Source organism: Kribbella sp. NPDC050459, from assembly GCF_040655315.1.
Taxonomy (GTDB): Bacteria; Actinomycetota; Actinomycetes; order Propionibacteriales; family Kribbellaceae; genus Kribbella.
Map to the genome: position 1 here is coordinate 49,306 of NZ_JBFAJQ010000005.1, position 23,373 is coordinate 72,678.

The following is a 23,373-nucleotide window of genomic DNA, read 5'->3' on the forward strand; positions in this document are numbered from 1 at the left end:
CCGGGAGACCCCGTGGAGATCTGGATCAACCCCGCCTGCTCGAAATGCCGCGCGGCCACCAAGGCCTTCGACGAGGCCGGCATCGACTACACCGTCCGGCGCTACCTCGACGACCCGCCGACGGCCGAGGAACTGACCGCCGTCCTCACCCGCCTCAACCTCGAGCCCTGGGACGTCGTCCGCCACAACGAGCCCGCCGCGAAGCCGCTCAAGACCCTGCCCCGCGAGCCGGCCCACCGCCCCGACTGGATCAAGGCCATGGTCGCCGACCCCATCCTCATCCAGCGCCCGATCATCACCGCCGACGACCGAACCACCGCCATCGCCCGCGACCCCGAAACCGTCGCCAGGTTCATTCCCTGAGCTTCTGCAAGCGGTCGAGGGCTTCCTCGAGAACCTCGGGTTGTTTGCAGAAGGCCCAGCGGACCAGGGGGCGGCCGAATTCGGTGTTGTCGTAGAAGACCTGGTGGGGGATGGCGACGACGCCGGCTCGTTCGGGGAGCATGCGGCAGAACTCGATGCCGTCGGTGTGGCCGAGGGGGCGGATGTCGGTGGTGACGAAGTAGGTGCCGGCCGGGCGGTGGACCTCGAAGCCGAGGTCGGCGAGACCGTCGGCGAGCAGGTCGCGGCGGGAGCGCAGGTCGGCGCGCAGCGCGTCGTAGTAGTCGTTGCCCAGGGCAAGTGCGTTGGCGACGGCGGGCTGGAAGGGGGAGCCGGAGGTGAAGGTGAGGAACTGTTTGGCGGTGGTCACCGCGGTCACCACCGAGGGCGAACCGGTCACCCATCCGATCTTCCAGCCGGTGACCGCGAACGTCTTCCCGGCGCTGCTGATCGACACGGTCCGGTCGGCCATCCCGTCGTACGACGCCAGCGGCCGGTGCGTCCCGTCGTACACCAGATGTTCGTAGACCTCGTCGGTGATCACGACCAGGTCGTGCTCGACCGCGACGTCGCGAATGCCGCGCAGCTCCTCGTCGGTGAGGACGGTGCCGGTCGGGTTGTGCGGTGAGTTGATCAGCAGCACCTTCGTCCGCGGCGTGACCGCCGCGCGCAGCTCGTCGAGGTCCAGCCGGTACGACGGCGCGCGCAGCGTCACCGGTACGCGCCGGCCGCCGGCGAACGCGATGCCGGCCGCGTACGAGTCGTAGTACGGCTCCAGGGCGATCACCTCGTCGCCCGGCTCCACGAACGCGAGCAGTGCGGCGGCGACCGCTTCCGTCGCGCCGGTGGTGACCAGGACCTGCGTGTCCGGGTCGTACGTCAGGTCGTAGAAGCGCTGCTGGTGGTCGGCGATCGCGTGCCGGAGCGCGGGCACCCCGCGGCCGGGTGCGTACTGGTTCGCGCCGGCGCGGATCGCGCCGATCGCGTCCTCGAGCAGCGAGTCCGGACCGTCGCGGTCCGGGAAGCCCTGCCCGAGGTTGACCGACCCGGTCGCCAGCGCGAGCGCGGACATCTCCGCGAAGATCGTCGTCCCCAGACCGTCCAACCGCTCAGCATGTCCGCGCATCGTCTAACCCTCGACCGCGGTGACCATGTGCGCAAGCCAGGTCCGCGCGGTGGCGCGGTCGGTCGCGGTGAAGGAGGCTTCGAGATCCTCCTCGACCTTGCGGATCGCCGGGGCGGCCTCGGCCAGCCGGCGCTCGCCGCCGGGGGTGAGGTGGACCTGCTGGGTACGCCGGTCCTTCGGGTTCGGCCGCCGCTCGACCAGCCCGGCGCGTTCCATCCCGGCGATCAGCTCGTTGGCGGACTGCCGCGTCGTCCCGACCACGCGGCCGACCTCGGCCACGGTGAGTCCCGGCGACTCCCGGACGCAGAGCAGCGTGCCGTACTGCTGGACCGACAGCCCGTGCTCGTCGAGCGCGACCGCGAGCGCGGACCGCATGCTCAGCCAGGCGTGCCGCACCAGGAAAGTCACACACCCGGTCTCGTCATTGACGTCCATGCACCACATTCTGCCGAAAAGGAGATTGACAGGAACCTGTCAATCCATGACGATGGGAAACCTCGTCAGGGTCCTGTCAATCATAGGAGACTTCGTGTCTGCGATCGACCCCCCGCGGCAGCGCCGCATCCTCGCGATCCTGGTCGTCTCGGCCGTCCTGATCTGGATCGACTCGACCGTCCTCGGTATCGCTCTCGAACGCCTCGCCGACCCCGTGCAGGGCCTCGGCGCCACGCCCGGCCAGCTGCAGTGGGCCGTCGGCATCTACTCGCTGTTGTTCGCCACCGCCCTGTTCCTGGCCGGCGCCCTCGGCGACCGCTACGGCCACCGGACGATCCTGATGCTCGGCCTGCTGGTCTTCGGCATCGCCTCGGCCTGGGCCGCGTGGGCCACCGATCCGGTCGGCCTGATCCTCGCCCGCGCGACGATGGGTCTCGGTGGCGCGCTGATCATGCCCACCTCGATGGCGATCATCGGCTGGACCTTCCCGCCCGAGCGCCGAGCCGGCGCGATCGCGATCTGGTCGTCCTCGGCCGGTGTCGGCGTCGCCGTCGGGCCGGTCCTCGGCGGCGTGCTGATCGACCACTTCTGGTGGGGATCGGTCTTCACGATCAACCTGCCGATCGTCGTGTTCGGCCTGATCGGCGCCGCCGTCGTCCTGCCGAACCCGCGCAGCCCGCAGCGTCGTCGCCTCGACCCGCTCGGCCTCGGCCTGTCCACGCTCGGGCTGCTCGGCCTGTCGTACGGCTTGATCGAAGGCGGTCACCAAGGCGGCTGGGACCGCTGGCAGGTCTGGGCGAGTATCGGTGCGGGCCTGCTGCTGCTCGCCGGCTTCCTGTTCTCCGAGGCACGTGAGCACGAGCCGAGCTTCGACCCGCGCCTGTTCCGCAACCGCCGGTTCGCGGCCGGCAACTTCGCGCTCGCCGCGGTCTTCCTGACGCTCACCGGGCAGAGCTTCTACCTGGCGTTCTACCTGCAGGGCGCGCGCGGCATGAGCGCGTTGGACGCCGGCCTGATGTCGTTGCCCGGGGCAATGGGCGTGATCGTCGGCGCACCGCTCGGCGCCCGGCTGGCGGCCCGCTTCGGCGTCGCCAAGGTCTCGGGTACGGCGGTCCTCACGCTCGCGGCCTGCTTCGCGCTCAACCTCACGTACGACGTCGGCACGTCGCTCGTGGCGATCGGGATCATCGGCGGGATCGCCGGTCTCGCGATCGGCCTGACCGTCGCGCCGACGACCGCGGCCGTGATGGCGACGCTGCCGATGGACCGGATCGGCGCCGGCTCCGCGGTCAGCAACGCACTGCGCCAGGTCGGCAGCGTGCTCGGCGTCGCCGTCCTCGGGACCGTCGTGTCGTCGACGTACCAGCACCGGATCGCTCCCGAGCTGACCGGTCTGCCGAACCCGGAAGCCATCGGTACGTCGGCCGAGGCGACCCGGCACGCGGCCGGCGTGCTGCACCGGCCGGACCTGGTGCAGGCCGCGAACGACACCTTCGTGCACGCGATGCACGTCGCCGCTCTCGTCGCGGCAGGCATCGTCCTCGTCGGCGCGGTCGTGCTCGCGGCAGCGTTCCGGATCCCCAGGCCATCACAATCCGCGGATCCGGAAGGAGCCACGCCGGAGCGCGCAGGCATCGGGTGATTGTGATGGCCTGGGGATCCGGAGGTACGGCGGCAGCGTCAGGCGCCGCCGCCGTACCCGGCCTCACTTCCGGAACTGGCGGGCGCCCGCGTAGTTGCAGCGGTCCCAGAAGATCACGCGGTCGTCGGGGTTCGAGGCCCACTCGCCGCGGCAGAGGTACCCCTCCAGGAGCGTGTTCTCGTCGTACGAGTTGAGCGTGCAGTTCACGCCGGACGTGTCGGCGCCGGTGCTGTCCCAGCAGGCGACGCCGCTCGCGACGCCCGGGCGGTGCACGAACAGCAGCAGCGAGTGGCCGTCGGCCTCCTGGTCGTTGACGTGCATGACGTTGCCGGTGTCGGTGTAGCTCGCCGTGCCGATGTTGTTCCCGTCGGCCTTCTCCCACAGCCACGTCACCGCCGCGCTGGCCTGCGTCGCGGTCAGCGTCACCAGTGCGGCGGTCGTGGCCAGTGCGGCTCCCACCCGTGTGATCGTTCGCATCTCGTCATCCCCTTTGCTGAGACTGCCCGGACCCAGGCGGGGGCCCGGTGCGGGCTCAGCGTCGCCGGGACGCGTCGAGCGCGGCGAAGCGGTTGCAGGTTCCTGCAACCGCGCGGTCCTCGACGGCCTGCATCCGGGCGTACCGGACCCCGGCCGCGAACCGGGTGGTGACGTCCAGGACCTCCAGCAGCCGGGCCACCTCGTAGCGCACGGTCCGGACGCTCACCCCGAGTTGCTCGGCGATCTCCTCGTCGGTGCGGCCGCACTCGAGTTCCTTGGCGATCACCCGCTGGCGCGCGGTCAGCTCGCCGATCCGCTCACGGAACTCGGACGCGCGCACGGCGGTCTCGCGGACGGCGCGCAGGTACTGGCCGGTCGCGTTCACCGCCTCCAGACAGCGCAGCACCATCAGGCTCCTCCGGCTGTCCACCACCGGCCCTTCGACGACGACCCGCTCGCGGTCCAGCAGCTTCACCTGCAGCGCACCGTCGGCGAGGTGGTACGGCATGTCCTCGGCTCCGATGATGAAGTCGGTGACCTGATCCGCGCCGCCGCTGATGTCGAAGTAGCTGGTCATCCGCTGGCCGCCGTCGATCAGCTTCTGGTTGAACGCGTGGCTCTGCCGGAACCCCTGCAGCGTCTGGCACCGCGTCGACGTGACCGCGACCAGCTCCTCGGACCGCCGGCACTGGTCCTGCAACCAGTCCCGCAACGCGTCGGAGTCGTCCCCGAAGACCTCGACCTCCGCCGTGCCGTGACCCGCGAACCACTCGTCGCAGCTCCGGGCTCGTACGACCTGCAACCGCAGTGATGCGTCCAGCACCACCTGACGACTCGCCGCATGACTCATCCCCACCCCCGCTCCCCGGGCGCGATCGTCTCATGTACGGCGGGTTAGCGCACGCCTCCGCTACGCATTCAGTTCCAGGGGGACGGCGGAGGCGGGGGTACGACGGCAGGCCGGTCCTCGCACCAGGTCGCGCCGGTCCAGCCGCCGTCGTTGCCGCCGAGCAGCCGGACGTCGAACTCCGGCGGGCCGTCGAAGTGGAACGTGCCGCAGTTGTTCACGAACGGCGCCCCGACGTTGCGGGCGTCGACGTTCTCGAACGTCGCCCAGCCGCCGACCCGGGCGTTCACCACGTTGGTCCCGGTGCCGTCGACCTTGATGTCGCGCACGGTCACCCCGGTGATCGCGTAGTCGTCCTTCACCGGCCAGTCGACGACGAACATCATCGCGTTGTACGTCGAGTCCAGGAACGAGCTGTCGGTGATCTCGATCGACGCGGACATCGTGGACTGCAACGCGTACAACCAGATCGCGCCGAGGCCGATGTCCCAGTTGAGATCGCGCGGGCCGCCGCGGACGGTGGTGTTGCGGGCGAAGGTCAGCGTGCCCTCGAACGGCGTCGCGCCGAACCGCGAGCCGGCGTGCAACGTGCTGCCCTCGCGGATCGGATCGGCGACCAGGTTGTCGGTGACGGCGTTGTCGCGGCCGCCGTAGATCGCGATGTTGTTCGCCAGCACCGGCGTCTGCACGGTGTTGTGGTCGTAGACGTTGTTGTGGTTCGCCAGCCCGGCGGGGTTGGCCTCCGACCACATCGCGAGCCCGTCGTCGCCGCTGTTGCGGACGAAGTTGTCGGTGGCGCGGACGTTCGACACCCCGAGGTGCAGGTTCATGCCGTCGGCGATCGCGTCGGTGACGACGTTGTTGCGGATCAGCAGGCCGTCCAGCGGCCCGTCGAGCCAGATGCCGACCTTGGTGTGGTGCAGGTACAGGTTCTCGATCGTGGAGCCGCCGCCGATCGCGCCGCCGATCCCGTTCACCTGGTCGGTGTCGATGCGCTCTCGGACGTCGCTCTCGATCGCGAAGTCCGACAGGTGTACGGCGGTGCTCCCGCCGTCCGCGGCGTACTTGCCGTAGAAGCCGGGCGCGCTGTGCACGGACTTGTCCGGGGCGGGCTCCGCGAGCGGCAGGACGCGGCCCTTGATGATCGTCCACCAGTTCCCGGCGCCGCGGATCGTCACCCGGTCGACGACGATATGCCGGTTCACCTGGAACGTGCCGGCGGGGATGAACACCGACCAGCCGATGCGCTGGGCGGCCGCGATGGTGCGTTCGATCGCGGGCGCGGCGTCCCGGCGGCCGGTCGGGTCGGCACCGAACAGCCGGACGTCGAGGGACTTCCCGGGCTGCTTCAACGGCGCGTCGACCAGCTCGAAGTCCGCGACGTCGAGGACGGTCCAGGCGGCGGGCGTGGTCCGCGGTACGGCGAAGCGGACGCGGTCACCGGCCCGGTACGTCCGGTCCAGCAGCACGCGCTGCTCGTCGTAGAAGTGGTTCGGGCGGAACGGCTTCGCGACCGGGTCCGGTTCGGGCTTCCACCAGCCGGGGATCGGGTCGACGTTCGGGTCGTTCGAGAACGGATACATCCCGTACAGCCAGGCGTACTGCGAGGTCAGCGTCATGGTCTGCTTGCGCTTCCCGTTGACGGTCACGTCCAGCGGTGCCGTGATCCCGCCGCCGGCCGGTGCGTCCGGGATGCTGTACCGCAGCGTGAAGGCGTTCGCGGGCTGTGTCAGCGTGAACTCGACGTACTGCTTGGGCTGCAGCCGCACGGCGGTTCGCCCGGAGGCCTCGGCCGGAAGCGTGTACGCATCCCGCCCCGGGCCGATCTTCTCGCCGGTGAAGGCGGCGTTCTCCGCCTCCTGCTCGACGAACGGTACGTCGGCGCCGCGGCCGGTCACGAGCGCCGGGTCGAGCCCGGCCCGGGTGATGCGTGGGGCCGGGGCAGCGGCGGCCGGCTGGATGGTGAGTGTGGCACCGAGGAGCGCGGTGGTCAGCGCGACCGCGAGCAGCTGTGAACGGGACATTGGCGGATCCCCTCCGGACGAAGTGTCTGGAGGTTATGCAGCCGACGCTCGGCGCGCAAGATCTCGACAGGTCAGAGAAATTTCCGGACCATGAAGACGTCGACCGGATCCTCGTTCTCGACGACGAAGCCGTGCCGCTCGTACAGCTTGCGGGCCGGGCTGCCTTGCAGAACGTTCAGCTTGACGGTCGCGCGTTCCGCGTCGGCGGTGGTGAGCACGGTTCCCAGGACGGCGGTGCCGAGGCCCCGGCCCTGGTGGCGTGGGCTCAGGTAGAAGTGCTCGAGCCACCGGACGTCGGCGGTCGCCGGGCGGACGCTGACGGAGCCCGCGAATTCGCCGTCGACCTCGATGATCTGGGTGTGCTCGGGCGCGTAGGCGTCGCGCAGGCGCTGCCGGACGCGGTGTTCGTCGTACCGGCCGAGGCGTTCCAGGTCCGGGCGCATGACGACCGCGCGGAGCTCGGCGAGCTCTTCGAGGTCCTCGTGCGTCGCGGGCCTCAAGGTCCAGTTCATGGCAGTTCCGGTTGGGGGTCGGGGCGCAGGGCGCGCAGCCAGAGTTCGGTCTGGGCGATGTGGGCGGAGGCGGCGGTCGCGGCGGCCGCGGGATCGCGAGTGGTGATCGCGTCCAGGATTTCCCGGTGGCCGCGGTCGCTGGTCCGCTTGATCGCGTCGAAGTCCACGCCCGGCTCGAAGATCCGGTAATGCCCGCCGCGACCGCGGATCACGCCGGTGAGCGCGGTGACGGTCGAGTTTCCGCCGGCGGTGCAGATCGCGCCGTGGAACTCGGCGTCGAGGTGCTGGATCTCGGTCGCGTCGGTGGTCGACTCGAGCCGGTCGAGGATCGCGCCCAGCCGCTGGGCCAGCTCCGGGTCCTGCCGGGCCGCCGCGGCGGCGGTGGCATGCGACTCGAGCACGCGGCGTACCTCGAGGAGTTCGAGGACGCCTTCGAGCGGGATCAGCTCGACCGACAGCGAGAACCTGCTGATGATCGCGGCCGGGTCCAGCGCCGAGACATAGGTGCCCGACCCGTGCCGGGACTCGATCACGCCGAGCGCGCCGAGCGACCGCACGGCCTCCCGCAGCGAGCTCCGGGACACCCCCAGGTGGTCGCACAACTCGGGCTCCGGCGGGAACTTCGCCCCCGGCCCGAGCTCCCCGGACGCGATCATCTGCCGCAACCCGGCCAGCGCCTTGTCCGTAGCAGCCATCCCCTCACCTCCTCACGAAGCGTAAGTCATCAGACCATTTCCGACACATTCTGCCTGCTCTCCGCCTACGTTCCCGCGTCATGGCGGCAATTCATCAGATGTTTGCGCGCAGGAACTCCGGCAGATCACTGGTTCGCCAGCGCCGCGCCGCCAACTGCCCGGACGGCGTCCCGCCGGTCACCCAGACGGTCGTCATCCCGCGCTCGTACGGTGCGGTCAGGTTCACCTCGAGGTCGTCGAACATCGCGGCGCGGGCCGGGTCGATCCCGAAGGCTGCCAGGAACGCATCCAGGCTCGCGGCGTACGGCTTCGGGATCAGCTCGGCCGCGAGGATGTCGAAGACGCCGTCGACACAGCCGGTCAGCCCGAGCCGTCCGAGCACCTGGTCCGCGTGGTACGCCGACCCGTTCGTGTACACGTACCGCGGGCCGCGCAGCCCGCCGAGCACCTCCGCCAGCACCGGATCGGGACCGAGGACCGAATAGTCGATCGTGTGCTCCCACGCGAGGTAGTCGTGCGGATCGATCGAGCGCGTGGTCATCAGGCCGCGCAGGGTCGTGCCGTGGTCGGCGACGAGCTGCTTCTGCAGCCGGAGCGCCTCGGTTTCGTCGGTGCCGAACAGGTTGGCGAAGTAGGCACGGATCCGGACGTTCATCTGGTCGGCCAGACCGACCTGCGGCTGGTACAAGGTGTTGTCGAGATCCAGCACCCAGGTGTCGATGTCCGCCAGCATCAGGCAAGCGTAGGTGACACACTGGGGACGTCATCGACGGGAGGACACCACCCATGCCCCAGAGGCCGACTGCGCTCGTCACCGGACCGGCGACCGGGATCGGCCGGGCGTTCGCGGACAAGCTGGCGCGGGAGGGCTACGACCTGGTGCTGGTGTCGCGGGACGAGGCGCACCTCAAGGAGGTCGCTGCCGAGGTCACGCGGCTGCACGGTGTCGAGTGCGAGGTGCTGGCCGCCGACCTGACCGACGCGGCCGACCTGGCGCGGGTCGAGGAACGCTTCCGCACCGGGCCGATCGAGGTGCTGGTGAACAACGCCGGCTTCGGGCAGAAGAAGCCGTTCTGGGAGAACCCGATCGAGGTCGAGGAGAAGCAGTTCGACCTGCTCGTCCGCGTCGTCCTGCGGCTGACCCACGCCGCCGTCCAGCCGATGATCGAGCGCGGCTCGGGCGCGGTGGTCAACGTGTCCTCGGTGGCCGGGTTTCTGCAGCGCAACATCTACAGCGCGCACAAGGCCTGGGTGACGAGCTTCTCGGCCGGCCTGGCGACCGGCCTGCACGCCCAGGGCGTCGCGGTGATGGCGTTGTGCCCCGGCTTCGTGCACACCGAGTTCCACGAGCGGATGGGGATGGACAAGTCGCTCATCCCGTCCTTCCTGTGGCTCGACGCGGCCGACCTGGTCGACGAGGCCTGGAAGGACCTGATGCGCGGCAAGGCGATCTCGATCCCGAGCCGCCGCTACAAGCTCGTGGTGCTCGCCGCCCGCTTCACACCGCGGGCCCTGATCGCCCGCGTCTCTACCGTCGGCCTGGACGGCCGCCGCCGCTCCTGAGCAGTCGCCGCTCCGCAGAGCCGCGCAGGTCGGCCGGAATTCTGGTTTGAACAGGTACAAGGGCGGCCGTGCCCGGGCCGTTGGTCCCTGGGTACACATGGTGACTACCTGTGATGGTTCTGCTAGTCGCGCACTTCAGGGACCGCCGGGGAGACGGTGCGGGTGCGCCGTGGGGGACCGGTGGGGCGTGGTCCTCCACTGGCGACAGGGGGAGCCACGATGCCTTTCACCGATGCCGTACGCCGTTGGCGCCGCGGCCGATCAGCACTGCGGCGTCGTGCCGCAGCGACCGTCGCCGTCCTCGTCGCGCCGACGGCTCTGACGCTCGCCGTCGGACCCGCGGCCATCGGCGGGTCCGGTCTCACGGTCTCCGCGACGGTGGCCACGAACGGTACGACGACCTTGACCTACCGTGCCGTGGCGACGCGAGCTGGCACGCTGCGCGACATCACCGTGTCGATCCCGCGCGGCTCGACCGGCCGGATCACGTCCGTCAACGGCACCGTCAGCACGGTTGCGTCCGGCGTCCTGCGGTGGACACCCAGCAAGAAGATCGCTGTTGTGGTGGGCAGCCGCTTCGCGATCCCGTTCTACGGGGTACGGCTGCCCAGCGGCGGGCCGTGGACCCTGGGCCTGAAGGCGACGAGTACGACCGGAGTGGTCCTCTCCTCCAGCATCGGAACCCTGACCCGCCCGCCGGACGCGAACGTGCGCATCACGGCGAGCAACCCGATTCCGGGTCAGCGAACAGACCTCTCCTACGCCGGCACCGTCACACGTGCGGGCGTGCTCTCCGCAGTCCGGATGCAACTTCCCGCCGGCGCCACGGGGCGGGTGACGAGCGCCAACGGGACGCTGTCGACCTCCGGCTCGTTCGCGACCTGGACGCCGCAGGTGCCGTTGAGCGTCGGTGCCGGCGCGCGACTCTCGATCCCGATCTACGGAGTCTTGCTGTCCAGGTACGGCGGCCTCCTGCAACTCGGGATGTCGGCCTCGACCTCGACCGGCGTCGTCCTGATGTCCGGAGCCGGAACGCTGACCCTGATCGCCCCGCCGGCTCCGATGCCGGCCGTTCCGGTTGCCGCGTTCGCCCCGATCCCCGCGGGCTGTCCCTCCGGCTGGCCGACGACGGTCGCCGAGAACGCCAAGCCCGGGACCGGTCAGTGGGTCATCCCGAGCACGATGAACGGCGCGTTGTCGGCCTACCTGACCAAGGTGTCCGCGACCTGCGGTGACACCGTCGACCTCAAGGTCACCTCGGGCAAGCCGGTCAGCGTCGTCGCCTACCGAATGGGGTACTACCAAGGACTCGGCGCGCGCGAGATCTGGCGCCAGGAGGGTATTCCGACCGTGGTGCAGCCCGCGCCAACGACCGGTGGTACCGCCAACGGTCACCCGTTGCGGATGACGTCGGCGGCCAGTTGGTCGAAGACGTTGAGCATCCCGGTGACCAAGGACTGGGTGCCCGGCCCCTATCTGGTCAAGATCAGCGACGGCACATCCGCGGCGTACGCACCGCTGACGGTCCGGGACGACACCGGGACCAAGCACGACCTGCTCATCCAACAGGCGAACACCACCTGGGAGGCGTACAACAGCTGGGGTGGTGTGAGCTTCTACAGTGGTCTGGACGTCGGCTCCGGCCGGCTGACGTTCGACAGGCCGTACGCGGAGGGGCAAGGCTCGGGCCAGTACCTGCCGTTGGAGCAGGGTCTGGTGTTCTGGGCCGAGTCCAAAGGGCTGGACGTCACCTACTGGACCGACAACGACCTGGATCAGTTCGGTGGTCAGCTGCCCGCGCGGGCCGGAACCATCTACCTGCCCGGCCACGACGAGTACTACTCGCTGCCGATGCGAGCCGCCCTGAGCCAAGCGATCACGCGGGGCGTCAACGTGGCCAACCTCGGCGCCAACGCGGCGTTCCGGCGCATCACGTTCACTGACGGAACTCGCCGGGCTTGGGACATCGATCGCTACACGGCCGGCTTCGACTCGACAATCTGGCGCTACCTGGGCGACGGGTACGCGTCCCAGCCGCTGCTCGGGGCGGAGTACATCTGCGCCGACCTGGGCAACAGTTTGACCACCGGCAGCAGCTGGCTGTTCAGCGGGATCGCGGCCGGCACCGCCGTACCCGGGTTCCTTGCCGGCGAGATCGACTACGTCTGGCCCGGGCTGTACCGGCACCCCGGCCTGAGCATTGTTGCCAGCGGCACCGGAATCTGCCGGACGAACGGACGCGCGGCGCCGGTGCACATGACCACCTACACCGCGCCGTCCGGGGCCCGGGTGTTCAACGGCTCGTCGTTCGCCTACGGCTGCTTCCTGGTCCGCAGGTGCCCGACGAACTGGAACGTCCCGGTCCCGTCGACGGCATCGCAGCAGGCCGTGGCGACGATTGGCGAACATCACCGAGTGGGTCGGCCGGGGGACGATCCAGGTTCCGGATCCTCGAGCCGCCGCGCTACGGGTCGGTGTTCCCAAGGAAAAGATTGCCATCGACAATGACGATGACTGACCGGCCTCCGCCTTCACAGCTTCTCGGCGACCTCGGTGAGGACGGCGAGGGTGGCGGTGATCAGGGGGTGGTCGGCGCGGCTGGCGCGGACCGCGGCGTAGACGCGGCGGGTCGGGGCGGGCTCGGTGAGGGGGCGGGTGAGTGCGAGCGTCGACTCCGGTACGGCGAGGCGCGGGACGAGGGAAACACCGCCGCCGGCCGCGACCAGGGCGGCGACGGCGCGGAAGTCGTCGGACTGGTGGACGATCCGCGGCTGGAAACCCGCCTGCTCACAGGCGAGCAGGACGACGTCGCGGATCGGGTTGCCGGGCGCGGTCATCACCCAGTCGTCGTGGGCGAGCATGCTCAGCTCGAGCGGCTCCCGGTCCGCGGCCGGATGCGCCGGCGGCAGGACCGCGACGAACGGCTCGGCGTACAAGGGGATCCGGGCCAGGCGGCGGTCGTCGGGACGCGGTGAGCCGCGGTGCTCGACCGCGATCGCGAGGTCGGCGTCGCCGTCGAGCAGGTGGGTGATGCCCTGGTGGCCCTCGGCGTCGCGGACGACCAGGTCGAGGCCGGGGCTGGTCTCGCGGAGCCGGGTCAGCGCCGGTGCCACCAGCAGCGTGATCGCGGTCGCGAACGCGACCACGCGGACCTCGCCGTTGGCGCCGTTCGCGTGCAGCCGCATCGCGTCCTCGGCCCGCTCGACCTCGGCGAGGATGGTGTCGGTGTGGGCCAGCAGCAGGCGGCCCGCCGAGGTGATCGCGACCCGGCGGCCGCGGCGTTCGAGCAACTCCTGGCCGACCTCGGACTCCAGCGCGGCGAGTTGCTGTGAGACCGCCGAGGGCGTCAGGTGCAGCACCTCGGCGGCCGCGGTCACAGTCCCGTGGTCAGCAAGCGCGCGCAACACCCGCAGCCGTCGTACCTCGATCACGAACCTCAGCTTCGCACAGGTCGGTCGGGACGAGCTTCAGTGCGACAGCCGGCGGTGCCGGCACGCGCCGCTCGCGCCAACGGCGGACGGCGTCGCGGATCGGGTGGCGTTTCGGGACGAAGGGACGCAACGGGGCGTGAGGCATCGCGGAGTGGGTCTGTTCGTGGATCGACTTGATGACGGTGAATGGCACGTACTGCACGGTGGTTCCTTTCGACACCTCGACAGTAGGAACCGGAGCATTGATACGTCCAATGAAAGTTCTGCGCGGACTTGATGTGTCTGGTGCATGATTGAGGCCATGGAACTGCGGCAGCTCAGATCGTTCGTGGTGGTGGCCGAGGAGCTGAACGTCGGGCGGGCGGCCGTCCGGCTGCACCTCACCCAGCCGTCGTTGAGCCGGCAGATCGCGGCGCTCGAGCACGATCTGGGCGTGGAGCTGTTCGCCCGGGTGAAGCGCCGGTTCGTGCTGACGTCCGCGGGGGAGACGTTCCTGGCCGATGCGCGGGACCTGCTGCGGCGGTCCGACGAGGCCGTCCGGACGGCGCAGCGGACGCAGCGCGGTGAGCTCGGGACATTGCGGCTGCGGTTCGTGCAGTCCGCGACGTTCGAGGTGCTGCCGCGGCTGCTGGGCGCCTTCCGGCAGGCGTACCCGGAGGTGGTGCTCGACCTGGAGTCGTGGACGACCCTGCGGCAGACCGAGGCGTTGCGCGACGGGCGGATCGACGTGGGGCTGCTACGGCCCAGCACGCCCGCCGGTGCGAGCGCCGTCGTCCAGCTCGCGCCGAAGCTGACGTCGCGGGTGGTTGCCGAGGACGCGTTGGTGGTCGCGTTGCCGGCACAGCACCGGCTGGCGCGGCGGAAGCGGTTACGACTGGCCGACCTCGCCGAGGAGCCGTTCGTCTTCTACGCGCGGCCGAGCGGGCCGGCAGTGCACGACACGATCGTCGGGTACTGCCGCGCCGTCGGCTTCACGCCGCGGATCGAGCAGGAGGCGGCCGACGTCCAGACGATCGTGTCGCTGGTCGCGGCCGGGCTCGGCGTCTCGCTGCTGATCGGTCCGACGCCGCCGTCCAACCCCGACGCGGTCGTGTACCGCGAGTTGTCCGACGACCTGCCACGCTGGCAACTCTCCGTAGCCTGGTCCCCGGACAACCGCTCCCCGGCCCTCGCCCGCTTCCTCGAACTCGTTTAGCCGAACACGTCCGGGTCGCCGCCGGTCCGGACGCCGGTCTCCAGGTCCGCGATCGCGGCCATGTCGTCGTTGTCCAGCCGGAAGTCGAAGACCTCGAAGTTCTCCTTGATCCGGCTCGCCGTGACGGTCTTCGGGATCACCACGTTGCCGAGCTGCAGGTGCCAGCGGATCATCACCTGGGCGGCCGACTTGCCGTACTTCGCGCCGATCGTCGCGAGCACCGGGTTCGCCAGCAGCTCGCCGGAGGCCAGCGGGCTCCACGCCTGCGTGACGATGTCGTTCTCGGCGTTGAACGCGCGCAGCTCGTCCTGCGGCAGCGCCGGGTGCAGCTCGATCTGGTTCACCGCCGGCCGGATCGTGGTCTCCTCGAAGATCCGCCGCAGCGCGGGCTCGTGGAAGTTCGACACGCCGATCGCGCGGACCCGCTTGTCGGCGTACAGCTGCTCGAACGCCTTCCAGGTGTCGACGTACAGGTCCCGCTGCAGCGACTGCCAGTGGATCAGGTACAGGTCGACGTACTCGAGGCCGAGCTTGGCCAGGCTCTGGTCGAACGCCTTCAGCGTGCTGTCGTAGCCCTGGTCGGAGTTCCACAGCTTGGTGGTGATGAACAGCTCGTCACGCGGGATGTCCGACGCGGCGATCGCGCGGCCGACGCCTTCCTCGTTCCCGTAGATCGCGGCGGTGTCGATGTGCCGGTAGCCGGTCTCGAACGCCGTCGTCACGACCTCGGTGACGATCGAGTCCTCGACCTGCCAGACCCCCAGGCCCAGCTGCGGGATCTCGACGCCGTTGTCCAGAGTGATGGAGGGGACTGTGCTCATCCACCCATTCCACCCGGCAAAGGGTTTCTGGCCCAGTCATCCGACATGTGACAACAACCTCATTAACCGGTAGTAACCACCTCGTAGGACTTGGCATCGGGCTCCAGGAAGCGGAGCAGCCCGGCGCCCTCCCGCTCCAGTTCGGCCTGCGTCTTCTTCAGCATCCGGCCGAACGGCGCGAGCGTGAGAGTGGCCACACCACGCTTCTTCTCGGTCGTCCACAGCCCGGCGACCAGGCCGTCCACGGTGTACGTCGCCTTGACCCGGAGGTTCTTCGTGAACACGGCCGGCTTGTGCTCGTCGGCGATGATCCGCTCGCGTTTCGCGTGCGACAGCAGCACGTTGTCGAACTCCGGCAGGAACCGCACCGGCGCCGGCGTCTCCGGATCGGGGCGGGGCGCGTCGGGTACGTCGTACAGCGTCTTGCCCGCTTCGTCCGTGAAGGTCTCGAGCTCGAGCTCGTCGAACAACGGCTTCGCCTTCTGCAGCCCCGACCAGGTCTGGAAGTCCGCGGGGGTGGCCGGTCCGAAGGCCTGCAGGTACCGCGTGACGAGCTCCTTCGTCTGGGCGCGGCGGTGCAGCTTCTTCCCGATCCACTCCTCGGCCGGCGTGAACTTGGAGTTCGCCGCCCAGGACCAGCGGACATCCGTTGGGTACACCACCAAGGGCACCAGCATCCGCGTGCAGAACCCGAGCGCGCGCTCGTTCACGTCCGGGAACTGCTGCTGCAACGCGTCCCGCACCTCGGTGAACGTCAGAGGCTCCTTCGCGAGCAACTTCTCCGCCGCGGCAACGACCTTCTCCGGCTCCAGCCCGGCGCCACGATCGCCGAGCACCTTCAAGCCGGCCTCGAGCACCGGCGCGACCGTCACCCGGAACCGCAGGTAGTCCGCCGCGGTCACCAGATGCAGCGTCCCGCGGAACAGCGTGCCCCGCACGACGTCCCGCTCCTGGACGGCGCGATCCAGCTCGGACTCCTCGAACCCGTCGATCCGCGACCACAACCCGACGTACGGATGCTTGGCCTCCTGACCCTGCATCCCCACCAGCCGGCCCACCACGTCGACGGCCGGCACCGCTTCCCTGTCCAGCAGAAGCTGCCGCGCCAATGTCGCCCGGTTGACCGCCCGCCCGCTCATCACCGCCATGCACGCATCTTCGCGTACGGCGCCGACAAGTTCAGCTGTAGTCCTTCTCGTCGTACTTCGGGAGGCCGAGAAGCCGGCGGATCTGCGCGGACGGGGCCTTGCCGCCCGCGGCCGTGGCGAGCTTCAGGTGGTCCGCCATCTCCGACTTGCTCTCGCTGGCCGCGACCTCGAGCCAGTGCGGGCGCGCGGCCGCGTCCGCCTTCGCCAAGGCGCGCATCTGCGTCGAGACCCGGGCCGGCCAGACAGTCGACCGCAGCGCGGTGTACTCGGCGAGGTTCGCCGCGGCCACCGCCTTGGCCCGGTTCTGCAACGTCGCGAGGGACATGTTCTCGTTCGCGGCCTTCTCGAACCGCTCGAGCGCCACGTTGTACGCCCGGGTGACCTGCAGGTACTTCGCACCGGCAGCGGCCACCGTCATCGCCGACGGCGACGACCGCACGATAGGAACACTCCGCGCCGGGGTCGGCGGCGCGTAGGCCCCACCCGGCGCCGACGGAGTCACAGAAGGCGCACTCGACAACGCCGGCGACGGCGCCGTCACCCCCGTCCCGGCATCGGCCCCGCATCCGGCCACACACGTCAAACACAGCACCCCGACAACGGCCAGCATCTGGCGCATAAAGCTCCTCACCCAGTGCGAACCGGACAACCCTAGCGGCGACGGCCGTCCTTCGCGCCCCGGCCCCTGAATCGTTCGGTTCCCGTGGATCTCGCCCTTCGCGGATGATCCCGAGCGGTCACTGCAGGTGCGATCTTGCTCCTGGAAGACCCGAGCGAACGAGGGAGCAGGAGTCATGGCCTTTGACACCTTCATGGCCTACGTCGGCGTGTACGACGACGTCGCCGACGCGGAGGCGGATTACCAGCTCGTCAAGGAGCTGCACACCAAAGCCAATCTGATCGACGCGTACGACGCGGCCCTCATCGAGCGTCGCGAGGACGGGAAGGTCAAGATCAGCAAGAAGCACGAGACACCGACCCGGGCCGGCGGGGTCCTGGGTGGCGGCGTGGGGCTGGCCACCGGCCTGGTCGTCGCGCTGTTCCCGTTCGCGGCGATCGGCGGCGGGTTGCTCGCGGCCACGACCGCGGGCGGAGCCGTCCTGGGCGCGGTCGCGGGACATGCCTCCGCGGGGATGAGCCGGAGCGACCTGAAGGAGCTCGGCGAGAGCCTCGACGCCGGCCAGGCCGGGCTGGTGGTCGTCGGCGTGTCCGACATGGGCGCCAAGATCGAAGCGTCGATGAAGCACGCGAAGAAGAAAGAGGCGAAGGAGATCAAGGCCGACGCCGACGCCATCGAACGCGACGCCCGGGCCGCGGGCGCTGCCCCTGCGGCCGGTTAGCCGAACGCGGGCGGGGGCGCAGTGGCCAGGCGAGCGGGATCCGGCAGCGCCGGATGGTTGCCGTTGATGGTGCGGATCGCCGGGCTGGCGCTGACGGCCCTGCTCCTCGGTTCCTGTGGAGGGAACGGAGACGTCAACCTGCCCTCTCCGACGGTGACGCGCACCGCGAGCGGGTTGCCGTCCCCCACAGCGACGGTCCCGGAACCGACCCGCACGCCGGCGTCCGCGGAACCCAGTCGGACGCCGGCGTCGCCGGAGGTCCCGGAGCGAACCCGTACGCCGGAAGACACCGAGTCGCCGTCCCCGCCTGCTCCCACCCGGACGTCTGCGCCGGCGCAGGCGGAGCCGAGCCCCACCAAGTCGTCGGTGATCGTGGTGGCCCCGACGCCGACGCAGACGGCGCCGCGCACCTCGCCGACGCAGACGGCGCCGCGCACCTCGCCGACGGAGACGGCGCCGCGCACCTCGCCGACGGAGACGGCGCCGCCCACCTCGCCGACCCGGACAGCGGCCACGTCGGCGCCGACGGCCTCGCCGTCCGTGCAGCCGTCGTCGTCCGAGTCGAGCGGCCCGCCTTCATGGCTGTGGTGGGTGCTCGCAGCCGTCGTCGTGCTCGCGCTCGTCATCGGTGTTCTGCTGCTGGTGCGGTCGCGCCGCCGTGCCAAGTTCTGGCGCGACGACCTCGCATCCGCCGAGGGCGAGGTGGCGTGGTTCGCCCGCAGTCTCATCCCCGAACTCCGCCGGCTGGGCTCGCCGGCCGAAGTCGCCGGCGGCTGGAACATCGCAGCGAGCCGGATCACCGCGGTGGAGGACAAGCTGACCGCGCTCGAGCCGTCGGCCCCGGACGATGCCGCGCAGAACCGCGCCCGTTCGCTGCGCGACGCCGTACGAACGGCGCGCGGACGCATCGACGGCCTGCTGACATCGCCCGGCCCGGTCCTCGTGTCGCAGGGCCTGGACGCGGTGGCCGCCGACCTCGAGCAGGCCTTGCGGCCGCCGGCGCCCCCGTTGGACTGAGTCAGCCCGCGAGGGCGTCCCGAGCCTCGATGAACGCCGCGATCGCGGTTTCGACGTCCTGGGTGGAGTGCGCCGCCGACAACTGGACGCGGATGCGTGCCTTGCCCTGCGGCACGACGGGATACGAGAACCCGATCACGTAGATCCCGAGGTCGAGCAACTTGTCCGCCAGCCGCCCGGCTTCCGCGGCGTCGCCGATCATCACCGGGGAGATCGGGTGGTCGCCGGGGAGGACGTCGAAACCGGCCTCGGTCATCTTGGTCCGGAAGAGCTTGGTGTTGGCCGCGAGCTTGTCGCGCAGGTCGCTCGACCCGCCGATCAGCTCGAGCGCCTTCAGCGACGCGGCGGTGACCGACGGCGCCAGCGAGTTCGAGAACAGGTACGGACGGGAGCGCTGCCGGAGCAGTTCGACGATCTCCCGGCGGGCGGACACATAGCCGCCGGACGCGCCGCCGAGGGCCTTGCCGAGGGTGCCGGTGACGATGTCGACGCGGTCCTTCACGCCGAACAGCGACGGCGTACCGGCGCCGTCCGGGCCGACGAAACCGACCGCGTGCGAGTCGTCGACCATCACCAGCGCGTCGTACCGCTCGGCCAGGTCGCAGATCTCGTCGAGCGGCGCGACGTACCCGTCCATCGAGAACACGCCGTCGGTCGCGATCAGCCGGTACCGCGCGTCGGCGGCATCCTTCAGCTGGGCTTCCAGGTCGGCCATGTCGCGGTTCTTGTACCGGTACCGGCGGGCCTTCGACAGCCGGACGCCGTCGATGATGCTGGCGTGGTTCAGCTCGTCGGAGATGATCGCGTCCTCGGCGCCGAGCAGGGTCTCGAACAGACCGCCGTTGGCGTCGAAACAGGAGCTGTAGAGGATGGTGTCCTCAGTGCCGAGGAAGGTGCTCAGCGCAGCTTCCAGGTCCTTGTGGATCTGCTGCGTGCCGCAGATGAAGCGCACCGAGGACAGGCCGAAGCCCCACCGGTCGAGGGCTTCCTTGGCGGCCGCGACCACCTCCGGGTGGTCGGACAGGCCCAGGTAGTTGTTGGCGCAGAAGTTCAGCACCTCGTTGCCGGTAGCAACAGAGATCAAGGCCTGCTGGGGTGAGGTGATCACCCGCTCGGACTTGTACAGCCCGGCGTCCCGGATCTCGCCGATGGTCGCCGTCAGGTCGTCCCGCATCCGCCCGAACATCAGTGCTTCTCCTCCAGCGTCTCAGCCGTCCAGTCCATGATCACCTTGCCGCACTGCCCCTGGCGCGCCACGTCGAAGGCGCGCTCGAAGTCGCCGTACCCGAACCGGTGCGTGATCACCGGCGTCAGGTCGAGCCCGCGCTCCAGCATCACCGACATCGAGTACCAGGTCTCGAACATCTCCCGGCCGTAGATGCCCTTGATGGTCAGCATGTTCAGCACCACCGTGCCCCAGTCGATCGCGATCTCGTCCGACGGCAGGCCGAGCATCGCGATCTTCCCGCCGTGGTTCATGTTCGCGATCATGTCCCGCAGCGCGGCCGGCTGCCCGGACATCTCCATCCCGACGTCGAACCCCTCGCGCATCCCGAGGCTCTGCTGCGCCTGCGCGATGGATTCGTCCGCCACGTTCACCGCGTGCGTCACGCCGATCTTCCGGGCCAGGTCGAGGCGGTACTCCGACAGGTCGGTGATCACCACGTTCCGGGCGCCGGCGTGCAGCGCGACCGCGGCGGCCATCACCCCGATCGGGCCGGCGCCGGTGATCAGCACGTCCTCGCCGACGAGCGGGAACGACAGCGCCGTGTGGACGGCGTTGCCGAACGGGTCGAAGATCGCGGCGACGTCGAGGTCGACGGTGCCGTTGTCGTCCTTGTGCACCCAAGCGTTCGTAGCCGGCAGCGCGACGTACTCCGCGAACGCGCCCGGCACGTGGACTCCGAGGCCGCGGGTCTTGATGCACAGGTGCCGGCGTCCGGCGCGGCAGTTGCGGCAGCGGCCGCACACCAGGTGTCCCTCGCCGCTGACCAGGTCGCCGACCGCTACGTCGCGGACCCCGACGCCGATCTCGACCACCTCACCGCAGAACTCGTGCCCGGTGACCATCGGCACCGGCACGTTCTTCTGCGCCCAGTGGTCCCAGCTCTGGATGTGCAGGTCGGTGCCGCACAACCCGGTCCGGAGCACCTTGATCAGGACCTCGTCGGCCTCGATCTTCGGCTCCGGTACGTCCTGCAACCACAGGCCTGGCTTCGCCTCGGCCTTCACGAGCGCCTTCATGCCCACATCGTCGTCCGGGGCAACCATCGGCGTCCATCGACACGTCGTGCACAGCCTTTACAGCCGAACTGCATACTGGGACGTATGCGGGGAGTAGTCAGGCGACTCGGAATCGTGTTCCTGGTGGTCGGGGCCTGGCTGCTCGGTCGCCTTCGGCCACCTGGTGCGCGTGATCAACAAATAGGTGCGCCCCACAGGTGATCTAAGCTCAAGGCTCATGAGCTACGACCGGGACGGACTGCTGGAGCAGGTCAAGAGCAAGGCGATCGTGCACGGGCGGGTGACGCTGGCGTCGGGCAAGGAAGCCGATTACTACGTCGACCTGCGCCGGATCACTCTCGACGCGGCCGCGGCGCCGCTGATCGGACCGGCGATGCTCGAGCTGACCAAGGACCTGGAGTACGACGCGGTCGGCGGGCTGACGCTCGGCGCGGACCCGGTCGCGATGTCGATGCTGCACGCAGCCGCCCAGCAGGGCCGGACGCTCGACGCGTTCGTCGTACGCAAGGCCGAGAAGACGCATGGTCTGCAGCGGCGGATCGAGGGCCCGGACGTGACGGGCCGGCGGGTGCTGGCGGTCGAGGACACGTCGACGACGGGTGGGTCGGTGCTGACCGCCGTCGAGGCGTTGCGTGAGGCCGGTGCCGAGGTCGTCGCGGTCGCGGTGATCGTGGACCGGTCGACCGGGGCGCAGGAGCGGGTCGAGGCGGAGGGTCTGGAGTACCGGTCGGTGTTCGGTCTCGAGGACCTGGGGCTCGGCTGATGCAGAGCAGCACCCTGCTGATCGTCCTACTGGCGATCGTCGTCGGCGTCGGCCTCGCCTGGTTCAACTACTACCGCGCGAAGAAGCGCCGGGAGCTGTTCGCCGGTTTCGCTGCCCAGCACGGCTGGTCCTACGTCCCGGCCAACCACTCGCTGGCCGGGCAGTGGGCCGGTACACCGTTCCGCACCGGCGACAACTGGCGCGTCAAGAACGTGCTGTCCGGGCCGTACAACGGGCACCAGATGGTTGCCTTCGACTACAGCTACCAGACCCACACCACGAACGGGAAAGGCCAGCGGCGGACGACCACCCACAACTTCGGCGTGGTCGTGCTGCAACTGCCGGGCGCGCTGCCGCACCTCGAGGTGACGCACGAGGGGATCTTCGGCGGCGCGGTCGCGAACGCGTTCGGGTTCCGCGACCTCCAGTTCGAGAGCGAGCAGTTCAACCGGGCGTTCCGGGTCAAGGCCGACGACGAACGGTTCGGGCACGCGGTGGTGACGCCGCGGATGATGGAGATGCTGCTCGCCCGCGGCGAGATCGGGTGGCGGGTCGAGGGCAACTCGCTGGTCGGCTGGGACAACGGCGCGCACGACCCGACCGAAGTGCTGAACCGGCTCGCGCTGCTCGAGCAGGTCGTCCTGAACGTTCCGCCGTACGTCTGGCGCGACTACGCAGGCGTCGACCCCCGCCTGCGTTAACCAGCGGGCGGACCCGGCTGGCCGTAGAGTCGCTGTCAGCACTGCCAACTCTCGGGAGCTCGTCATGGTCTGGGTCATCATCGTGATCGTCGCGGTGATCGTCGTTGCGGCGATCATGCTGATCACGTCGTACAACCGGTTCGTCAAGCAGCGGAACCTGATCCAGGAGTCGTGGCGGCAGATCGACGTCGAGCTGCACCGCCGGTACGACCTGATCCCGAACCTGGTCGAGACCGTCCGCGCGTACGCCGCGCACGAGCGGCACGTGTTCGAGGAGGTCGCCCGGCTGCGCACCCAGGCGGTGAATGTGCAGAACACCACCCCCGAGCAGCGGGCGGCGGCGGAGGGTGAGCTGTCCGGCGCGCTGCGTCAGATGATGATCTCGGTGGAGGCCTACCCGCAGCTGCAGTCGAACCAGAACTTCCTCGGCCTGCAGCGCGAGCTGACCGACACCGAGGACCGGATCGCGGCCGGCCGCCGGTTCTACAACGCGAACGTCGGCGACTACAACACCCGGATCGAGGCGTTCCCGTCGAATCTCATCGCGAGCGGCTTCAAGTTCGAGAAGGCCGGCTACTTCGAGGTCAAGGACGAGCAGGTGCGCGCGGTGCCGCAGGTCTCGTTCGGCACCATCGGCTCGGTCGCCGGTGAGCAGGCACCGCCGCAGATGCAGCCGGGGGCGCCGTCGTCGGGACAGATCCACCCGCAGATGCCGGGTGACCAGGGCAACTACCCGCAGCAGCAGATCCCGGGCGGCTACCAGCAGCCGCAGCAGCAGCCGCCGTACCAGGGCCAGCCCGGCCAGTACCCGGGGCAGTACCAGGGAGAGCCACCGGTGGGCGGGCCGCCTGCGGGTTCCCCCGCGCCACAGGACGGTCAGCCGCCATTCACCGGTGGCCAGTAGGCACCGGTCCCCGTAGTCCAGGACCCCCGACCCCGGACTCTCTCCCAGTGCCAGGCCCGGTGTGACGGCGGTCAAGTCGCCACCTCCGGGCCTGTCCTCCCCCCGGT

The 23,373-nt window shown here is 69.9% G+C and carries 25 protein-coding genes; 10 read left to right on the forward strand and 15 right to left on the reverse strand.

Annotated elements, in window-relative coordinates; all coding sequences use genetic code 11:
• The first annotated feature begins 12 nt into the window (after positions 1 to 12).
• Positions 13 to 363, forward strand: coding sequence for an ArsC/Spx/MgsR family protein (locus AB0I12_RS19010; RefSeq protein ID WP_359931051.1), 351 nt, complete (start codon positions 13 to 15; stop codon positions 361 to 363).
• On the opposite strand, the gene AB0I12_RS19015 is transcribed toward AB0I12_RS19010, so the two are convergent.
• Positions 353 to 1,507, reverse strand: coding sequence for a pyridoxal phosphate-dependent aminotransferase (locus AB0I12_RS19015; protein ID WP_359931054.1), 1,155 nt, complete (start codon positions 1,505 to 1,507; stop codon positions 353 to 355). The two genes, AB0I12_RS19010 and AB0I12_RS19015, sit on opposite strands and share 11 nt — an antisense overlap.
• A gap of 3 nt (positions 1,508 to 1,510) precedes the next feature.
• Positions 1,511 to 1,942, reverse strand: coding sequence for a MarR family transcriptional regulator (locus tag AB0I12_RS19020; RefSeq protein WP_359931057.1), 432 nt, complete (start codon positions 1,940 to 1,942; stop codon positions 1,511 to 1,513).
• Positions 1,943 to 2,036: 94 nt separating this feature from the next.
• Between AB0I12_RS19020 and AB0I12_RS19025 the strand changes: the two genes are divergently transcribed.
• Positions 2,037 to 3,584, forward strand: coding sequence for an MFS transporter (locus AB0I12_RS19025; protein ID WP_359931060.1), 1,548 nt, complete (start codon positions 2,037 to 2,039; stop codon positions 3,582 to 3,584).
• Positions 3,585 to 3,647: 63 nt separating this feature from the next.
• Here the strand turns inward: AB0I12_RS19025 and AB0I12_RS19030 are convergent, their stop codons facing one another.
• From AB0I12_RS19030 to AB0I12_RS19055, 6 genes are all read right to left on the reverse strand, one after another.
• On the reverse strand, positions 3,648 to 4,061 hold the full coding sequence (locus tag AB0I12_RS19030) for a hypothetical protein (protein WP_359931063.1): 414 nt from the start codon (positions 4,059 to 4,061) through the stop codon (positions 3,648 to 3,650).
• A 55-nt stretch (positions 4,062 to 4,116) separates the two neighbouring features.
• Entirely contained in the window at positions 4,117 to 4,911 is a 795-nt protein-coding gene (locus AB0I12_RS19035; RefSeq protein ID WP_359931066.1) for a LuxR C-terminal-related transcriptional regulator, read from the reverse strand.
• Between the two features lie 68 nt (positions 4,912 to 4,979).
• Positions 4,980 to 6,932, reverse strand: coding sequence for a glycosyl hydrolase family 28-related protein (locus tag AB0I12_RS19040; RefSeq protein WP_359931069.1), 1,953 nt, complete (start codon positions 6,930 to 6,932; stop codon positions 4,980 to 4,982).
• 71 nt (positions 6,933 to 7,003) lie between these two features.
• On the reverse strand, positions 7,004 to 7,444 hold the full coding sequence (locus AB0I12_RS19045) for a GNAT family N-acetyltransferase (protein WP_359931072.1): 441 nt from the start codon (positions 7,442 to 7,444) through the stop codon (positions 7,004 to 7,006).
• Positions 7,441 to 8,139, reverse strand: a complete 699-nt coding sequence (locus AB0I12_RS19050) for an FCD domain-containing protein (RefSeq protein WP_359931075.1) — start codon at positions 8,137 to 8,139, stop codon at positions 7,441 to 7,443. Before AB0I12_RS19050 ends, AB0I12_RS19045 begins: the two co-directional genes overlap by 4 nt.
• 94 nt (positions 8,140 to 8,233) lie before the next feature.
• Positions 8,234 to 8,872 (reverse strand): pyrimidine 5'-nucleotidase, encoded by a 639-nt coding sequence (locus tag AB0I12_RS19055; RefSeq protein ID WP_359931078.1) that lies wholly within the window; start codon positions 8,870 to 8,872, stop codon positions 8,234 to 8,236.
• 53 nt (positions 8,873 to 8,925) lie between these two features.
• Between AB0I12_RS19055 and AB0I12_RS19060 the strand changes: the two genes are divergently transcribed.
• A complete protein-coding gene (locus AB0I12_RS19060) occupies positions 8,926 to 9,702 on the forward strand; it encodes an SDR family oxidoreductase (protein ID WP_359931081.1) in 777 nt (258 codons plus the stop codon).
• Positions 9,703 to 9,921: 219 nt separating this feature from the next.
• Positions 9,922 to 12,210 (forward strand): N,N-dimethylformamidase beta subunit family domain-containing protein, encoded by a 2,289-nt coding sequence (locus tag AB0I12_RS19065; protein ID WP_359931084.1) that lies wholly within the window; start codon positions 9,922 to 9,924, stop codon positions 12,208 to 12,210.
• 23 nt (positions 12,211 to 12,233) lie between these two features.
• On the opposite strand, the gene AB0I12_RS19070 is transcribed toward AB0I12_RS19065, so the two are convergent.
• Positions 12,234 to 13,133, reverse strand: a complete 900-nt coding sequence (locus tag AB0I12_RS19070; protein WP_359931087.1) for a LysR family transcriptional regulator — start codon at positions 13,131 to 13,133, stop codon at positions 12,234 to 12,236.
• 301 nt (positions 13,134 to 13,434) lie between these two features.
• Here AB0I12_RS19070 and AB0I12_RS19075 point away from each other — a divergent pair, with 301 nt between their 5' ends.
• Positions 13,435 to 14,328: a LysR substrate-binding domain-containing protein gene (locus tag AB0I12_RS19075; RefSeq protein ID WP_359931090.1), complete on the forward strand. Its 894-nt coding sequence runs from the start codon at positions 13,435 to 13,437 to the stop codon at positions 14,326 to 14,328.
• Here AB0I12_RS19075 and AB0I12_RS19080 read toward each other — a convergent pair.
• The 3 genes from AB0I12_RS19080 to AB0I12_RS19090 all read right to left on the reverse strand — a co-directional run bounded on the left by AB0I12_RS19080 (position 14,325) and on the right by AB0I12_RS19090 (position 16,736).
• On the reverse strand, positions 14,325 to 15,149 hold the full coding sequence (locus tag AB0I12_RS19080) for an aldo/keto reductase (protein ID WP_359931093.1): 825 nt from the start codon (positions 15,147 to 15,149) through the stop codon (positions 14,325 to 14,327). The genes AB0I12_RS19075 and AB0I12_RS19080 overlap by 4 nt on opposite strands.
• Positions 15,150 to 15,211: 62 nt before the next feature.
• On the reverse strand, positions 15,212 to 16,297 hold the full coding sequence (locus tag AB0I12_RS19085) for a winged helix DNA-binding domain-containing protein (protein ID WP_359931096.1): 1,086 nt from the start codon (positions 16,295 to 16,297) through the stop codon (positions 15,212 to 15,214).
• A 31-nt stretch (positions 16,298 to 16,328) separates the two neighbouring features.
• On the reverse strand, positions 16,329 to 16,736 hold the full coding sequence (locus AB0I12_RS19090; protein ID WP_359931099.1) for a hypothetical protein: 408 nt from the start codon (positions 16,734 to 16,736) through the stop codon (positions 16,329 to 16,331).
• 355 nt (positions 16,737 to 17,091) lie between these two features.
• Here AB0I12_RS19090 and AB0I12_RS19095 point away from each other — a divergent pair, with 355 nt between their 5' ends.
• On the forward strand, positions 17,092 to 17,637 hold the full coding sequence (locus AB0I12_RS19095) for a hypothetical protein (protein ID WP_359931102.1): 546 nt from the start codon (positions 17,092 to 17,094) through the stop codon (positions 17,635 to 17,637).
• Here the strand turns inward: AB0I12_RS19095 and AB0I12_RS19100 are convergent.
• Positions 17,634 to 18,263 carry a hypothetical protein gene (locus AB0I12_RS19100; RefSeq protein WP_359931105.1) on the reverse strand — a complete coding sequence of 210 codons (630 nt, stop codon included), beginning with the start codon at positions 18,261 to 18,263 and terminating at the stop codon, positions 17,634 to 17,636. The genes AB0I12_RS19095 and AB0I12_RS19100 overlap by 4 nt on opposite strands.
• Between AB0I12_RS19100 and AB0I12_RS19105 the strand changes: the two genes are divergently transcribed.
• The gene (locus AB0I12_RS19105) at positions 18,229 to 18,654 is read left to right on the forward strand and encodes a hypothetical protein (RefSeq protein WP_359931108.1); all 426 of its coding nucleotides are present in this window, start codon (positions 18,229 to 18,231) and stop codon (positions 18,652 to 18,654) included. The genes AB0I12_RS19100 and AB0I12_RS19105 overlap by 35 nt on opposite strands.
• 1 nt (position 18,655) lies before the next feature.
• Here the strand turns inward: AB0I12_RS19105 and AB0I12_RS19110 are convergent, their stop codons facing one another.
• Together AB0I12_RS19110 and tdh are read right to left on the reverse strand one after the other, a co-directional pair.
• The gene (locus AB0I12_RS19110; protein WP_359931111.1) at positions 18,656 to 19,840 is read right to left on the reverse strand and encodes a glycine C-acetyltransferase; all 1,185 of its coding nucleotides are present in this window, start codon (positions 19,838 to 19,840) and stop codon (positions 18,656 to 18,658) included.
• Entirely contained in the window at positions 19,840 to 20,898 is a 1,059-nt protein-coding gene (gene tdh, locus AB0I12_RS19115) for an L-threonine 3-dehydrogenase (protein WP_359931113.1), read from the reverse strand. The genes AB0I12_RS19110 and tdh overlap by 1 nt, the downstream gene beginning before the upstream one ends.
• A gap of 217 nt (positions 20,899 to 21,115) precedes the next feature.
• Here tdh and pyrE point away from each other — a divergent pair, with 217 nt between their 5' ends.
• The 3 genes from pyrE to AB0I12_RS19130 all read left to right on the forward strand — a co-directional run bounded on the left by pyrE (position 21,116) and on the right by AB0I12_RS19130 (position 23,266).
• Complete coding sequence (gene pyrE / locus AB0I12_RS19120; RefSeq protein ID WP_359931116.1) at positions 21,116 to 21,661, forward strand: orotate phosphoribosyltransferase; 546 nt, start codon at positions 21,116 to 21,118, stop codon at positions 21,659 to 21,661.
• Positions 21,661 to 22,362, forward strand: coding sequence for a hypothetical protein (locus tag AB0I12_RS19125; protein ID WP_359931119.1), 702 nt, complete (start codon positions 21,661 to 21,663; stop codon positions 22,360 to 22,362). Before pyrE ends, AB0I12_RS19125 begins: the two co-directional genes overlap by 1 nt.
• A 64-nt stretch (positions 22,363 to 22,426) precedes the next feature.
• Positions 22,427 to 23,266 carry a LemA family protein gene (locus AB0I12_RS19130; RefSeq protein ID WP_359931122.1) on the forward strand — a complete coding sequence of 280 codons (840 nt, stop codon included), beginning with the start codon at positions 22,427 to 22,429 and terminating at the stop codon, positions 23,264 to 23,266.
• Positions 23,267 to 23,373 lie beyond the last annotated feature (107 nt).

What these genes read in the sequence shown, in the direction of transcription:
- AB0I12_RS19015 (WP_359931054.1), bottom strand. Translation starts at nt 1,507, where the DNA reads ATGCGCGGACATGCTGAGCGGTTGGACGGTCTGGGGACGACGATCTTC.
- AB0I12_RS19020 (WP_359931057.1), bottom strand. Translation starts at nt 1,942, where the DNA reads ATGGACGTCAATGACGAGACCGGGTGTGTGACTTTCCTGGTGCGGCAC.
- AB0I12_RS19030 (WP_359931063.1), bottom strand. Translation starts at nt 4,061, where the DNA reads ATGCGAACGATCACACGGGTGGGAGCCGCACTGGCCACGACCGCCGCA.
- AB0I12_RS19035 (WP_359931066.1), bottom strand. Translation starts at nt 4,911, where the DNA reads ATGAGTCATGCGGCGAGTCGTCAGGTGGTGCTGGACGCATCACTGCGG.
- AB0I12_RS19040 (WP_359931069.1), bottom strand. Translation starts at nt 6,932, where the DNA reads ATGTCCCGTTCACAGCTGCTCGCGGTCGCGCTGACCACCGCGCTCCTC.
- AB0I12_RS19045 (WP_359931072.1), bottom strand. Translation starts at nt 7,444, where the DNA reads ATGAACTGGACCTTGAGGCCCGCGACGCACGAGGACCTCGAAGAGCTC.
- AB0I12_RS19050 (WP_359931075.1), bottom strand. Translation starts at nt 8,139, where the DNA reads ATGGCTGCTACGGACAAGGCGCTGGCCGGGTTGCGGCAGATGATCGCG.
- AB0I12_RS19055 (WP_359931078.1), bottom strand. Translation starts at nt 8,872, where the DNA reads ATGCTGGCGGACATCGACACCTGGGTGCTGGATCTCGACAACACCTTG.
- AB0I12_RS19060 (WP_359931081.1), top strand. Translation starts at nt 8,926, where the DNA reads ATGCCCCAGAGGCCGACTGCGCTCGTCACCGGACCGGCGACCGGGATC.
- AB0I12_RS19065 (WP_359931084.1), top strand. Translation starts at nt 9,922, where the DNA reads ATGCCTTTCACCGATGCCGTACGCCGTTGGCGCCGCGGCCGATCAGCA.
- AB0I12_RS19075 (WP_359931090.1), top strand. Translation starts at nt 13,435, where the DNA reads ATGGAACTGCGGCAGCTCAGATCGTTCGTGGTGGTGGCCGAGGAGCTG.
- AB0I12_RS19080 (WP_359931093.1), bottom strand. Translation starts at nt 15,149, where the DNA reads ATGAGCACAGTCCCCTCCATCACTCTGGACAACGGCGTCGAGATCCCG.
- AB0I12_RS19085 (WP_359931096.1), bottom strand. Translation starts at nt 16,297, where the DNA reads ATGGCGGTGATGAGCGGGCGGGCGGTCAACCGGGCGACATTGGCGCGG.
- AB0I12_RS19095 (WP_359931102.1), top strand. Translation starts at nt 17,092, where the DNA reads ATGGCCTTTGACACCTTCATGGCCTACGTCGGCGTGTACGACGACGTC.
- AB0I12_RS19100 (WP_359931105.1), bottom strand. Translation starts at nt 18,263, where the DNA reads ATGACGAGCGCGAGCACGACGACGGCTGCGAGCACCCACCACAGCCAT.
- AB0I12_RS19110 (WP_359931111.1), bottom strand. Translation starts at nt 19,840, where the DNA reads ATGTTCGGGCGGATGCGGGACGACCTGACGGCGACCATCGGCGAGATC.
- tdh (WP_359931113.1), bottom strand. Translation starts at nt 20,898, where the DNA reads ATGAAGGCGCTCGTGAAGGCCGAGGCGAAGCCAGGCCTGTGGTTGCAG.
- pyrE (WP_359931116.1), top strand. Translation starts at nt 21,116, where the DNA reads ATGAGCTACGACCGGGACGGACTGCTGGAGCAGGTCAAGAGCAAGGCG.
- AB0I12_RS19125 (WP_359931119.1), top strand. Translation starts at nt 21,661, where the DNA reads ATGCAGAGCAGCACCCTGCTGATCGTCCTACTGGCGATCGTCGTCGGC.
- AB0I12_RS19130 (WP_359931122.1), top strand. Translation starts at nt 22,427, where the DNA reads ATGGTCTGGGTCATCATCGTGATCGTCGCGGTGATCGTCGTTGCGGCG.